Source organism: Clostridium niameyense, from assembly GCF_001243045.1.
Classification (GTDB): domain Bacteria; phylum Bacillota; class Clostridia; order Clostridiales; family Clostridiaceae; genus Clostridium_F; species Clostridium_F niameyense.
Map to the genome: position 1 here is coordinate 1,372,462 of NZ_LN849007.1, position 12,797 is coordinate 1,385,258.

At 26.0% G+C, this 12,797-nt stretch carries 16 protein-coding genes; 8 read left to right on the forward strand and 8 right to left on the reverse strand.

The window, feature by feature from the left end; all coding sequences use genetic code 11:
• Positions 1–79: 79 nt before the first annotated feature.
• A complete protein-coding gene (locus BN1711_RS07435; RefSeq protein WP_050607533.1) occupies positions 80–508 on the reverse strand; it encodes a C-GCAxxG-C-C family protein in 429 nt (142 codons plus the stop codon).
• A 224-nt stretch (positions 509–732) separates the two neighbouring features.
• On the opposite strand from BN1711_RS07435, the gene BN1711_RS07440 reads away from it, so the two are divergent.
• Complete coding sequence (locus BN1711_RS07440) at positions 733–1,065, forward strand: arsenosugar biosynthesis-associated peroxidase-like protein (protein WP_050607534.1); 333 nt, start codon at positions 733–735, stop codon at positions 1,063–1,065.
• Positions 1,066–1,085: 20 nt separating this feature from the next.
• Positions 1,086–2,063: an arsenosugar biosynthesis radical SAM (seleno)protein ArsS gene (gene arsS, locus BN1711_RS07445; protein ID WP_050607535.1), complete on the forward strand. Its 978-nt coding sequence runs from the start codon at positions 1,086–1,088 to the stop codon at positions 2,061–2,063.
• A 68-nt stretch (positions 2,064–2,131) separates the two neighbouring features.
• Here the strand turns inward: arsS and BN1711_RS07450 are convergent, their stop codons facing one another.
• From BN1711_RS07450 to BN1711_RS07460, 3 genes are read right to left on the reverse strand one after another with little or no spacing between them, the layout of a single operon-like run.
• Positions 2,132–3,235 carry an ABC transporter permease gene (locus BN1711_RS07450; RefSeq protein ID WP_050607536.1) on the reverse strand — a complete coding sequence of 368 codons (1,104 nt, stop codon included), beginning with the start codon at positions 3,233–3,235 and terminating at the stop codon, positions 2,132–2,134.
• Positions 3,235–4,356, reverse strand: a complete 1,122-nt coding sequence (locus BN1711_RS07455) for an ABC transporter permease (protein ID WP_050607537.1) — start codon at positions 4,354–4,356, stop codon at positions 3,235–3,237. Before BN1711_RS07455 ends, BN1711_RS07450 begins: the two co-directional genes overlap by 1 nt.
• Before the next feature lie 15 nt (positions 4,357–4,371).
• Entirely contained in the window at positions 4,372–5,118 is a 747-nt protein-coding gene (locus tag BN1711_RS07460) for an ABC transporter ATP-binding protein (protein ID WP_050607538.1), read from the reverse strand.
• 392 nt (positions 5,119–5,510) lie between these two features.
• Here BN1711_RS07460 and BN1711_RS07465 point away from each other — a divergent pair, with 392 nt between their 5' ends.
• Together BN1711_RS07465 and BN1711_RS07470 are read left to right on the forward strand one after the other, a co-directional pair.
• Entirely contained in the window at positions 5,511–6,203 is a 693-nt protein-coding gene (locus tag BN1711_RS07465; RefSeq protein ID WP_050607539.1) for a response regulator transcription factor, read from the forward strand.
• Positions 6,181–8,337 carry a sensor histidine kinase gene (locus tag BN1711_RS07470; RefSeq protein WP_050607540.1) on the forward strand — a complete coding sequence of 719 codons (2,157 nt, stop codon included), beginning with the start codon at positions 6,181–6,183 and terminating at the stop codon, positions 8,335–8,337. Before BN1711_RS07465 ends, BN1711_RS07470 begins: the two co-directional genes overlap by 23 nt.
• 176 nt (positions 8,338–8,513) lie before the next feature.
• Here BN1711_RS07470 and BN1711_RS07475 read toward each other — a convergent pair whose 3' ends face one another.
• Positions 8,514–9,158, reverse strand: coding sequence for an epoxyqueuosine reductase QueH (locus tag BN1711_RS07475; protein ID WP_050607541.1), 645 nt, complete (start codon positions 9,156–9,158; stop codon positions 8,514–8,516).
• Between the two features lie 457 nt (positions 9,159–9,615).
• Between BN1711_RS07475 and BN1711_RS07480 the strand changes: the two genes are divergently transcribed.
• From BN1711_RS07480 to BN1711_RS07495, 4 genes are all read left to right on the forward strand, one after another.
• On the forward strand, positions 9,616–10,107 hold the full coding sequence (locus tag BN1711_RS07480) for a cupin domain-containing protein (protein ID WP_050608462.1): 492 nt from the start codon (positions 9,616–9,618) through the stop codon (positions 10,105–10,107).
• 298 nt (positions 10,108–10,405) lie between these two features.
• A complete protein-coding gene (locus BN1711_RS07485) occupies positions 10,406–10,603 on the forward strand; it encodes a helix-turn-helix transcriptional regulator (protein ID WP_050607542.1) in 198 nt (65 codons plus the stop codon).
• Complete coding sequence (locus BN1711_RS07490) at positions 10,603–11,085, forward strand: DUF6773 family protein (protein ID WP_050607543.1); 483 nt, start codon at positions 10,603–10,605, stop codon at positions 11,083–11,085. The genes BN1711_RS07485 and BN1711_RS07490 overlap by 1 nt, the downstream gene beginning before the upstream one ends.
• A gap of 57 nt (positions 11,086–11,142) precedes the next feature.
• Complete coding sequence (locus tag BN1711_RS07495; RefSeq protein ID WP_050607544.1) at positions 11,143–11,304, forward strand: cysteine-rich KTR domain-containing protein; 162 nt, start codon at positions 11,143–11,145, stop codon at positions 11,302–11,304.
• 66 nt (positions 11,305–11,370) lie between these two features.
• Here BN1711_RS07495 and BN1711_RS12915 read toward each other — a convergent pair whose 3' ends face one another.
• From BN1711_RS12915 to BN1711_RS07505, 3 genes are all read right to left on the reverse strand, one after another.
• The gene (locus tag BN1711_RS12915; protein ID WP_164995923.1) at positions 11,371–11,538 is read right to left on the reverse strand and encodes a carboxymuconolactone decarboxylase family protein; all 168 of its coding nucleotides are present in this window, start codon (positions 11,536–11,538) and stop codon (positions 11,371–11,373) included.
• Positions 11,539–11,547: 9 nt separating this feature from the next.
• Entirely contained in the window at positions 11,548–12,048 is a 501-nt protein-coding gene (locus BN1711_RS07500; protein WP_050607545.1) for a GNAT family N-acetyltransferase, read from the reverse strand.
• Between the two features lie 167 nt (positions 12,049–12,215).
• Positions 12,216–12,716 carry a rhodanese-like domain-containing protein gene (locus BN1711_RS07505; protein ID WP_050607546.1) on the reverse strand — a complete coding sequence of 167 codons (501 nt, stop codon included), beginning with the start codon at positions 12,714–12,716 and terminating at the stop codon, positions 12,216–12,218.
• Between the last annotated feature and the right edge of the window lie 81 nt (positions 12,717–12,797).

Below are 12,797 nucleotides of genomic sequence, written 5' to 3' on the forward strand. Positions count from 1 at the left end.
ATAATATATGTTAAGTTATTTAAAAATATTTTTGTATAATAATTTGTTTTGAAAAATCATATTTATTATTTTTAATAAATTATAATACTTCCTTTAAAGTATCAATAACATCTGATACTAATTTAGGACAAAATTTAGTGAGTAATTCCTTTTCATTAATCTTCTTTAAATCTTCAGGATTAGTAATATCGTATCCTAAAAGTTCTTTACATATTACTGAATCATATTTCTTTCCGAACTTCTTCTTAAATTCTGCTATTTTAGCAATATTTTTCTCCTTTATCTCTGGAGTATTTGGCATACTATGTCCATATTTTAATCCAATGGCCATAAGAGCGCCAGTTACAGCTCCACAGGTACTTCCACAAAACATTCCTCCTCCAAAACCAGAAGCAACCTTTTTTGCAGTAATATCATCTATGCCTAATTCTTCAGCTACACTACTAAGCACTACTTGGGAACAATCGAATCCTTGTGAGAAACACTTTAATACTTCTTCTTCTCTCATTCTAATATCCTCCATCTTTCAATTTAATTATAGCTTTTATTAAAATTATTATAATATATAGATTTTTAAATTATATAATATAAAAATCCTCAAGTAAATTCATTATAAAAATAATTTATACATAAATATCTGTGTATAAATTATTCTTATTTGACACATTTTGGTGAAAAATATACAATAGATTTAATTGTATAAAATTATTATTTTGAGAGGAGACCTATTAAATGAGTACATATTATGATCCAAAAGATTTAGCTAAATTTCCTACAATTGGAGAAGATGGTCCAGAATTATGGGGAAAATTCCTTCAATATTATGGACAAGTATTTCAAGAAGGAGCATTAACTGCTCGTGAAAAAGCTTTAATCGCTTTAGCTGTAGCTCATGCAATACAATGCCCTTATTGTATAGATTCTTATACTCAAATTTGTTTAGAAAATGCTGCAAATAAAGAACAAATGATGGAAGCTATTCATGTAGCTGCTGCAATTCGTGGTGGAGCTACTCTAGTTCACGGTGTACAAATGAAAAATGTAGCAGATAAATTAGAATTTTAATTATAAAGAGAGGTATTTCTATGACTTACAATTATCTAGAAAACTTAAATTGTATTCCTAAATTTGCAAGTAGGATAGAAAATAAAGAATTATGCAAAACTAATAACTCTTTATCCATAATGCAAGTAAATGTAGGTAAACTTTGTAACCTAGCCTGTAAACACTGTCATGTAGAAGCTGGTCCAAACCGTACGGAAATTATGTCCTTGGACACAATAAAAGATTGCCTACAAGTATTTAGAGAAAATAACTTTTCTATCTTAGATATTACAGGTGGAGCTCCTGAAATGAATCCTAATTTTGAATATTTTGTAGAAGAAGCTACAAAAATAGGAGCTAAAATTATTGTACGTTCAAATTTAGTTATATTAAATGAGGAAAAATATAAACATCTACCAGAATTTTATGCTAAAAATAAAGTAGAAGTAGTTTGTTCTCTTCCTTATTACAGTGCTAAGGATACAAATAGACAAAGAGGTAATAATGTTTTTGAAGTAAGCATTGCTATGTTACAAAAACTAAATAGCCTAGGTTACGGAAAAGATCCTAATTTAGTTTTAAATCTTGTATATAATCCAGGTGGAGCATTCTTACCACCATCTCAAGCTTCCTTAGAATCACAGTATAAACAAAAGCTTCAAAATGAATTTAATATAGTTTTTAATAATCTATTTACTATTACTAATAATCCAATTGGTCGTTTTGGCGCTTTTCTTAAAAATAGTAACAACTTAGAAAACTATATGACTAAGCTTTCTAACAGTTTCAACCCTTCTACCGTAGAAAATATGATGTGTAGGAATCAACTTTCTATTGGTTGGGATGGAAAACTTTATGACTGTGATTTCAATCAAACTTTAAATTTAACTGTAGAAGGTCCAAATCATATAAGTATGTTAAAAGGAAAAACTATCGAGAAACGTAATATTTGCTTAGGTAATCACTGTTATGCGTGTACAGCTGGAGCTGGTTCTAGTTGTGGCGGAGCAACTACGTAAAAGTATAATTTTCATAAAAGAAATGTATGTCTATAATAAAACCTTTATAGACATGCATTCTTTAAATTTTAGTTATCATATCTTAACTTTTTAACAGATAATATTAGTAATACTATGGATACTAAAATTAATAATAGTATTTCTTGTGACACATAACTTAAAGTCTCTCCATACAGCACTTCACTGCTAGCTACATTAATCCAAGTAGTTGGTATAACCTCTGATATTTTCTTTAAAAAGCTTGGCATAATATCTCTTGGCCAAAAACATCCACCTAGCATAGCAAAAGGTATATTAATTAAAGAACTTATAGCTCCAGATTGCCTTAAATCATTAGAATGACTAGATATAAATAAGCCTAGTGAAACTGTGAATACAGCAAATACTATAAATAACAATAATATGTTAAAAGGATTATCGCCTAAATTAAATTTAAATATATATTTCATAATTACAAAGAATAAAATAACCTGAGCTATTGAAACAGTTAAAAAACTTAAAAGATTTTCTGTAATATATCTTTTTCTACTTAAAGGTGTCGTAAAATATCTTGTAAATAAATTCTTCTCTTTATCTTTTATAATCATATTGGTAGTGGAAGTAGTTAAAAACAACATATTCATCACTATAAATCCAAGTGCCGCTGATGTTTTAGACTTATTCCCTTCACCTTTATCTACACTCTCATATTCCACTTTATTACTTCCATCTTTATAATAATTAAGTCCTTCATAAAATTTTTCTTTATCACCTTTAGATACAGAAGATATCTTTTTTACATTATTTAAATATGCATCTAAAGAAAGTTTTATAGACATAGATGTATTACCTTCCTTAGCCTCATAGCTTTTTAAAGAAATATCCTTGCCATCTATTATACCCTTCGTAAAACCTTTTGGTATTACTATAGCATAATCTATCTTATTATCTACTAAGTCCTTTTGAATACTTTCCTCTTTACCTAAAAACACTGTCCCTTTATTTTTTACATTATCTGTAAGCTTGCTTGAAAATTCCGTATTATCCTTATCTACTACTCTAACTTTTAGAGGTTCTTCGCCATTAGATCCTGAAAAAGCTACAATCATAAATACAAGAGGTAATATTAATATAAACATTAAATTTATCTTATTTCTAAATAATCTTTTTAAATTAGTTAAGTAAATAGTCATTATACTGTGTCCCTCCTTCCAGCTATCTTAGCGCCTATAAATAAAATTAAAGTTAAAACCCAAATTCCTAATATATTTAAAAATATTTCTTTTAAGTTTCCTCCATAAATACTTTTAAATATAGCATTTTGCGCTAAATAGTTTGGGGTTATGTGAGATAGTTTTCCTAGGAATCCATTACCAAAATCAACCTTTACAAAACCACCACCTAAAAAAGTAAGAATAGGCACCAATATATTTAAAAGAGCTAATCCGTATAAGCCTTTTTTAGTTATCATACAAGCACATATACCAAGTATTGTAGACATAATAGCTAATGATAATATAGTTATAAATATTAAGCTCATATTATTTCCGAAATTAACCTTAAATACAAATTTAGCAAATAGAAGTAGAATAACACTTTGCCATAATAGTGTAAATACAACCCCTATTCCTTCCCCTAAAAAAACTTCCCAAAGTTTTACTGGAGATGACTTAATTCTTCCACCTACTACACTATAATAATCCTTATCTATGGCAAAATTAGCATAAATAGCTCCAAACATTATAATCATAATGAGCATAGTTACAGCGTAATAATCTGTGGCTGTTGGTTTTTTACCTGAAACAGTTATTTCATTTGATTCTATATTGTTATATTTTTTAAAAGAAAAATCTCTAGTTTTTAGCTTGGATAAAGCCTCAAAACTATTTGCTTTGTCCACATAAGATTCCATTAAATTTTTAACTATAGACACCTTTAAACTATTATAATCGCTGCCAATCACTTTAAAATTTCCTTGTATATTTTCATCATATACAACTAAAGCTTCATATTCCTTTTTTTCAATAAGCTTTCTTCCCTTGTCTACATTATCTATTTTAGTAGGTTTTATAATATCAGAAAAATCCTTTAGGTTTATAAATTTTTCAAAGTTATCTCCATTTTTCCCAGAAACCTTATTTACATATAATAAATTTATACGCCCTATATTTTTAGCAGTAAAATCTCCACTATTTCCTAAAGCATTGCCTAATATAGCTATTAATACTACTGGTATTATAAGCATAGATACTAAAGATTTTTTATCCCTTATATATTGAATTATCCTATACTTAGCTATAGTAAGAAAATTCATAGTTTCACGCTCCTCTTAGTCTCTTAATTTTTTGCCAGTTAAACTTAAAAATACTTCTTCTAAAGTAGCCTTTTCCCCATTTTCCTTTTTTACAAGAGACTTTAATTCTTCTTTATTTCCCCTGGCTATAATTTTTCCATGGTCCATTATACAAATATCTGTACAAACAGCTTCTATCTCCTCCATGTAATGAGATGTGTATATTATAGTTGATCCTTGTTCATTTAACTTTTTAACTGTTTCTAATATATTGTTTCTTGATTGAGGATCAATTCCTACAGTAGGCTCATCCATTATTATTAATTTTGGTTTATGAACAATAGCACAGGCTATATTTAGCCTTCTCTTCATTCCACCTGAAAACTTTGTGAGAAAATCATTTTTTCTGTCCCACAATCCAACAAACTCTAAAGTTTCCTGTACAGATGATTTTAATTTTTCCCCTTTAAGTCCATATAATTTTGCAAAAAAAGTTACATTTTCATAAGCAGTTAAATCATCAACTAAAGCTAAATCCTGGGGAACTACCCCCATCTGTTTTTTTATATCAAAGGATTGCTTTTTTATATCTTTATTAAATATTTTTACGTCCCCTGAAAACTTAGTATATAATCCACTTAATATACTAATAGTAGTAGTTTTACCTGCTCCGTTAGGCCCTAAAAACCCAAATATTTCTCCTTCTTTTATATTTAATTCATTAATATCTACCGCCTTACAATCTTTATATTTTTTTTCAAGATTCTTTAACTCTACTAACATTTAACATTCCTCCTGTTCGTGAACGTTGTTCATTAAAATTATTATGTTCTTATTATGATATCTATAGCTTTACTTATCAAATATTATTTTTCCTTAAATAAAGTTATTATAAATGATTAACACCTCTATAGACTATTTTTTCTTTAATTTTATAACATTTCTAATATATTAAAATATGATTTATAAAAAATATCTTAATATATTATCCATTCTATATCATAATATACTTTTCACCTATTTATGGATACTTTATTCATTTTAATTTGTTAAGAAATTTGTAAGAAATATGTAAGGTTTTTTGTTAGAAACCTTTTATATAATTAGATAGTAGCTTACATAAGGAGGTAATAAAAATGGTATAATTTATTAAGTATAGAAAGGATGAGAAGTAAATGAGTAAATACAATGTTTTAATAGCTGATGATGAAGATGAAATAAGAGATGCTATAGAAATTTATTTAAAAAATGAAGGCATAAATGTTTTTAAAGCCAAAGATGGTATAGATGCTCTAATGTTATTAGAAGAAAAGGAAATTCATCTTATAATAATGGATATTATGATGCCTAGAATGGATGGAATTAAAGCTACATTTAAAATAAGAGAAAGTAAAAACATCCCTATAATAATGCTTTCAGCTAAATCTGAAGATACAGATAAAATATTAGGTCTTAATATAGGTGCTGATGACTATGTTACTAAACCCTTTAACATGTTAGAGCTAGTAGCTAGAGTAAATTCACAACTTAGAAGATATGTTAATTTTGGTAATTATAAAAAAAGTAAAGACAAGCTTATAGTAGGTGGTCTTATACTAGATAAAAAAAGAAAAATAGTAATTTTAGATGGAAAAGAAATAAAGGTTACTCCTATTGAATATAGAATCTTAGAACTTTTAATGGAGAACAAAGGAGTAGTTTTTTCTATTGATAAAATTTATGAAAGAGCATGGAAGGAACCTTACTATAATGGAGAAAACACAGTAGCTGTACATATAAGAAGAATACGAGAAAAAATTGAAATTAATCCTAGAGAGCCTAGGTACTTAAAGGTGGTATGGGGAATTGGATATAAAATTGAAGAATAAATTCATATATATTTTAACTTTTGTTATAGGAGTATATTTATTATCTCTTTCAGCTTTAACTGGTTATGATTTAATAAAAAATCAAAAGTACCTTGTTAAAGACTATTATTTTAAAAGTCCTCATTTCGATGAAGAATTATTAAATTATTCTAGAAATATATTGGCTTTTCATAAGGATTTAAAAAACTATGATAAAAAATCCTATAAAGAAAAAATAATAAACAAAAATATGATCTATAAAAAATCTGATTATACATTAAAATTGAAAGAAAAAAGTACACAAATAGAAAGTGAATATGAAGCTAAAATAAATAAAGCCCAAAATGAAGGTAATATCGCAGAATATGAAAAATTAATTTTAGAAAAAAACAAAAGAATAGAAGATTTAAGTAAGCTTACTCCCTTTAAGGAAGATGACATAAAAGATCAAGTTATTAAAGATACGGATAAGTATTATAATAACTTAAAAACTTGTTTAAATAAAAAGAATTATATTAAATATTATATTAAAGATTTAAGTAATAATAGCACTTATACTAATTTAAAAGAAAGTCCAAACGAAAATATAAATATAAAAAAATATACAAATTCTCCAAATTTATATGTAATAAAATTGCCTTATAATGATGGAAATAAATACCTTGAAGCTATAAACGCCTTGTTTAAAAATTATAATTATGAAGGATATTTTATGGTATTAAAACATTCATCAGAATATAATCCTTTAATTAATAACTATAAATACTATAATTCCATTAGGAATAGACTTATTAAAGAAATATTATTATGTACTTTTTCATTAATTATGGGATTATTTATAGTAATAAAAATAAAAAAACCTAATAACCTAAATAAACCATTTAAAATAATAAAATTATACGACTGTATGTCCTTAGATTTAAAAATATTTATGTTTGTGATTTATACAGCTATAATGGCAATTTATATAACTAATATAAGTTTTTTTTATAAACCCTTAGAAATTCAACATTTTTTAAAACTTTCAATAATATCTATTTATATTTTTTACTTTGTATATAATCTAAAATATATATTAGTATTAAAAAATAATAGGGGTTTACTGTCAACTCAATGTAATAATACCTTAATAAATAAAATGAAATATAAATTTGTTAATAAAAGCATTAAATATAAAATAATTTTTATATTATTATTATCCGGAATGATCGGTATACTCCTACTTTTATCTTTAGTATCAGGTATCCATGGCATATTAATAGCTCCTATAGGTGGTATCATTTACTTATCTTTACTTTTAATATATTTATTTAAAAAAGCAGATTATTTAAATGAAATAATAGAGGCTACCGAAGAAATGACTAAGGGCAATTTAAATTATATAATAACCAAAAATGATACTGGAGTATTGGGGAAATTAGCACTTAATATTAACAATATTAAAGAAGGATATAAAAAATCTGTAGAAGATCAAGTTAAAAGTGAACGTTTAAAATCCGAACTTATAACTAATGTATCTCATGATTTAAAGACGCCTTTAACTTCTATAATAAATTATGTTAATCTATTAAAAAATAACAATTTAGATAAGGATGAATTTAATTCTTATATTGCTATCTTAGATAGAAAATCTGAAAGACTTAAACACCTCATAGAAGACTTATTTGAAGCTTCCAAAATGTCTAGTGGCTCAATTAAATTAAATATTGAAAAAGTAGATGTAACTGCTCTACTTAAACAAGCCCTAGCAGAACTAGATGAAAAGTTAAAAAAAGCCTTCTTAGAAGTTAAATTTAACTATAGTAATAATAATATATATACAAATTTAGATGGCAAAAAAACCTGGAGGGTATTTGAAAATTTATTAAATAACATAATCAAATATTCTCAGCCTAACACTAGGGTATATATTGATTTAATAGAAGATAATCGTAAGGTAATTATAACTATGAAAAACATATCTTCTTATGAAATGAATTTTGATGCAGAAGAAATCTTTGAAAGGTTTAAACGTGGAGACACATCAAGAAATACAGAAGGATCTGGATTGGGACTTGCAATTTCTAAAAGCATAGTAGAACTTGAAGGAGGCACTTTATCTATTAAAATTGATGGGGATCTTTTTAAGGTTATAATAGAATTTAATAAAAACTAATTTATACTATACTAATTGCTTAAATAAAAATGCTAAGGTAAATATAATTTTATAGTACCCTAGCATTTTTATTTTTTATTTAGTTTTTCTAATAACTCCATTATCTAAAAAATTTTTAAAAGTTACTACGAAAATTAATGCCATAAACATAAATATTTTCATATTAACATATACTGCTACTTAGTAACTGTATTCTTATAACTATCTCTTTCATTTTTTGAAAAAACACATCCACAATAATCTTGCCTATATAAATTGTACTCATTAGAAAGTTCTATGGAACGTTTATATCCATTCTTCTTTTTAAAATCTGAATATAAATAATTAACACCATATTTTTTAGATAGCATTTCTCCAATTTCATTTAACTTCTTTGCATTCTTATAAGGGCTTATAGATAGAGTTGTTGTAAAATAATCATATCCTGCTTCTTTTGCTATAACAGCACTTTCCCTTAGCCTTAGCTCATAGCATTTAAAGCATCTCTCTCCACCTTCTTTTTCATTTTCCATTCCTTTTGCCATTTCATAGAATTTATCACTATCATATTTTCCTTCAATAAAATCTATAGCATATTTGGTATTAATACTTAAAATAAACTGTTTCTGCTCCTCTACCCTTTTTAAATACTCCTCTTTAGGATAGATATTAGGATTATAGTAAAACACAGTTATTTTAAAATAACTAGAAAGATACTCTAAAACATAACTACTACACGGAGCACAACAACTATGTAACAGTAATTTAGGTATCTCATTATTTTCCTCTAAATTTTCTATCAAAGAATCTAATTTTTTTTGAAAATTTATATTTGCATTCATCTACTTCATTCCCTCTTTAATTTATGCTTTATTATTACCAATTACTCACATACATTATAACAAATTTATTATAGTAAAAATATATTTTTTTAATTCTTATATATTTTAATTTGGCATAATCTTCTCTATTCATTAAAATTCAATCTTATAATATATACTTTTTTCAATATACATCTTTTATTTAGCTAACGTAAATCTAAGAATATTTCTTATTTTTAGTAAAATTATTTATAATCTACCTTTTATAACTTCACCACTTATAATAATATCTAATAAATCTTAAGTTTTTATTTATACTAGAGATATTAGGGTTGTTTCATTTATAATCATCTAATATAATATTTTTAGATAATTATAAAACTTATTAATCATTTTAAGAATGAAAGCATTAATAAATTAGACTTAATTATTTTTTTAATATGTATCTTTAAATTACAGAGAGGAATTTATATATATGATAACAAATGCAAAATATTTTATTGAAAAATTAGATATGATAAAACACCCTGAGGGTGGATACTATAAAGAATCTCTTATTTCCAATGAAATTATAAATGTTAATAATGGAAAAAAACAAAGAAGGCTTTGGACTAGTATTTATTTTCTATTACAAACTGGAGATGTATCACATTTTCATAAATTAGAATCAGATGAAATGTGGTATTATCATGGAGGTTCATCCCTTACTATATATATGATTGATATGGAAGGTAATCTCATTACTAAAAAGTTAGGATTAAATATAGATAAAGGAGAAGATCCACAAGTGTTAGTCCCTAAAGGATTTATTTTTGGATCTGCTATGAATAATGAGGGATATGCCCTAGTTGGTTGTATGGTATCACCAGGATTTAACTTTGAAGATTTTAAACTATTTAGCAGAGAAAAACTTTTAAAACTATATCCTGAACATTCAGATATAATATTTAAATTAACAAAAGAAGATTAAATATAGGATTTTATTTTTGGTATAATAGAAACCTTAATATAAGTTTTTCAATATCTCCTTATCACTTCTTATATGTCCGCATAACCTTATTTTATAGGTTGTTCGGGCATTTTTTCTATTGGTAGATACTTCACATTTCTTCTCATAACTCCTCATGTATTACCTTTCAAAAATGGTGAAATCCTATAGTATATTATGGTATTTATCCTTTTTATACATTATACATTCCTAAATGCAATATATAATTGACATATTGAAATATATAATGTATAATACCTTATAGAAAGGAGGTCTTTAGTTGAAAAATAAAAAACTGAAAGTCGCCAGAATTGAATATGATATGAATCAAGAGGACTTAGCTAACATTGTTGGTGTCACACGACAAACTATTGGTTTGATAGAATCTGGGAATTACAATCCAACATTGAAACTTTGCATATCAATATGTAAAGCTCTTAACAAAACTTTAAACGACTTATTTTGGGAGAAATCATAATGAAAATCAAAGATGAACGTGTTTTACAATTAAATAATAAAATTCAAAAGGAAGCCTATATTTTAGTATTATTCCTTGCTATTGCTTCTATCTGTATTAAATCCTATGTGATGGAAATGCCCTTCACTCAGTACATGACTGAACTTGGCATTATTATTTTATCAACACTTTACATTGCAGTAAGAAGTATGTTGCTTGGATACAACTTTATGAACAATTCTAAAAGCAGCAAAATATTAACTGTATCAGCTATTTTAGTTCTTAGTCTTGCTATAAGTATTATAAATGGAGTAAAAAACTATTCCCTGTATGGTAATAAATACACTGGTATATTAGACGGACATTTTATTACAGTATTAGTGGTTACTTTCATTTTTTCGGTTGTTTTTATATCTCTCATATTTGCTCTTTTATATGGTCTTAACGAAGCAGGACAACAAAGGCTTGAAAAAAAATTAAATGAAGAAGATGAAGATAAGTAAATATTTTTAATCAACTCTACTTTATCTGCTACGGAAGATATTGACTGGAGGAGTAGTATGAAAAATGATAAATTGATTTTATGCCTTATATGTAGAAATAAAACACTCCCTAAAATTAGGAAAAATATAATACTTGAAAATTTTCTGCTATTCTGTCCAAAATATGAACAAGATAACCTAATCAATGTGAAACAACTTAATGTATCAGTAATAAAATAGCAAGTATTCACAAATAATATTTATTTATGAATACTTGCTTCTTTGAGTATAATTTAATTATATGTTTTAAACATTATCTTTCACATTCATTATGGCATCCATTAGTAAAGTTGAACTATATGCCATAGCTGGACCTCCACCAAAGGCCATAGCTACTGTAGACGTCTCTAAGATTTCTTCTCTGTTAGCTCCTGCATCTAATGCATTTTTAGCATAGCATGTCCTGCTATGCAATATTGACGTCTAAAGTATTTTTTCAAAACATTTAAAAGGGAGATTTTTATGACTAAACGAAACCTCACCAACTATATTGTAACTACATTTATTATAAAAATTTATAGCATCTTCATTTTTGCAATAAGTATCTAATCTTATAGATTTATAACCATTTAATAAAGCCTTTTCCTCTACAAATTTCATAATATTTTTAGCTATACCCCTACCTTGAAAATCTGGTGATACAGCTAGTCTATGTATAACCAAACACTTTCCGTATTTCAACTGCCAATTTACATTTTCATATTCTGGTGCTTGCATTTGATTTAAAGCTATAGAAGCTACACAAACTTCTTTCTCTACTATTACATATAAATTCTTTTCTTCAATATCTAAACTTATTGTTTTTTTATCTGGATATTCTCCATCCCATTGGTCATTTCCTTTTTTTATCATATCCTTTTTACATTTAGAATACATATCCATAATTAAGTTTAAATCCTTGTCTTTTGCTAATCTTATATTCAAAATTATCCCCCCTTATTCGTATATTGAGAATTATATCATTAATTAATCCTTAAATGAACTAGTTATATATTTTTTATTTTAATACATATGAAGATATACATAATAATCTTAGATAATTAAAATAATTAAATACTAAATAAGGAAGGTCGTTTTGACCTTCCTTAAAATTATTTTTCCAATAATTCATCATATTTCCAACCAGATTGTCCATTTTCTAATATAAGTAATCTGTCTTCTTTTATTCCTTTTTCTTTAAAGTATTCATAAGTTCTTTCTGCACCTTTTTTACCTCTTGGGCAAACTATTACTACAGGATCTTCTGAACCCTTAACCTTGTCCATAACTTTATCAAGCTTAGCTTTATCTGTATCTTCTTTTACTGGGAATGCATTAGTTTCTATAGCTCCTTTAATATGGTGTTTCTTAAAGTCATCTTTAACTTGAATATCTACAATTATAACTGGTTCTTTCTTTTCTATTTTTGATTTTAACTCATCTGCTTTAATATAGTTAAATTTAGTTGCTTCTTTTTTCTTATCTTCTTGTTTTTGTTCTTGTTTTTGATCATTTTTGGCATCTTTCTTTTCTTCTGTATTTCCGCAACCTACAAGCATAAAAGAAAATAACGCTATTGCAGCTAATAATAAAGAAATTAACTTCTTTTTCATTTTACATTTCTCCCCTTTTTTACTTACTTTTTTCTATTTAGGCACTAATATTTTATCAAACTAATGGCAGAATTTCTACAA

What these genes read in the sequence shown, in the direction of transcription:
- BN1711_RS07435 (WP_050607533.1), bottom strand. Translation starts at nt 508, where the DNA reads ATGAGAGAAGAAGAAGTATTAAAGTGTTTCTCACAAGGATTCGATTGT.
- BN1711_RS07440 (WP_050607534.1), top strand. Translation starts at nt 733, where the DNA reads ATGAGTACATATTATGATCCAAAAGATTTAGCTAAATTTCCTACAATT.
- arsS (WP_050607535.1), top strand. Translation starts at nt 1,086, where the DNA reads ATGACTTACAATTATCTAGAAAACTTAAATTGTATTCCTAAATTTGCA.
- BN1711_RS07450 (WP_050607536.1), bottom strand. Translation starts at nt 3,235, where the DNA reads ATGACTATTTACTTAACTAATTTAAAAAGATTATTTAGAAATAAGATA.
- BN1711_RS07455 (WP_050607537.1), bottom strand. Translation starts at nt 4,356, where the DNA reads ATGAATTTTCTTACTATAGCTAAGTATAGGATAATTCAATATATAAGG.
- BN1711_RS07460 (WP_050607538.1), bottom strand. Translation starts at nt 5,118, where the DNA reads ATGTTAGTAGAGTTAAAGAATCTTGAAAAAAAATATAAAGATTGTAAG.
- BN1711_RS07465 (WP_050607539.1), top strand. Translation starts at nt 5,511, where the DNA reads ATGAGTAAATACAATGTTTTAATAGCTGATGATGAAGATGAAATAAGA.
- BN1711_RS07475 (WP_050607541.1), bottom strand. Translation starts at nt 9,158, where the DNA reads ATGAATGCAAATATAAATTTTCAAAAAAAATTAGATTCTTTGATAGAA.
- BN1711_RS07490 (WP_050607543.1), top strand. Translation starts at nt 10,603, where the DNA reads ATGAAAATCAAAGATGAACGTGTTTTACAATTAAATAATAAAATTCAA.
- BN1711_RS07495 (WP_050607544.1), top strand. Translation starts at nt 11,143, where the DNA reads ATGAAAAATGATAAATTGATTTTATGCCTTATATGTAGAAATAAAACA.
- BN1711_RS07505 (WP_050607546.1), bottom strand. Translation starts at nt 12,716, where the DNA reads ATGAAAAAGAAGTTAATTTCTTTATTATTAGCTGCAATAGCGTTATTT.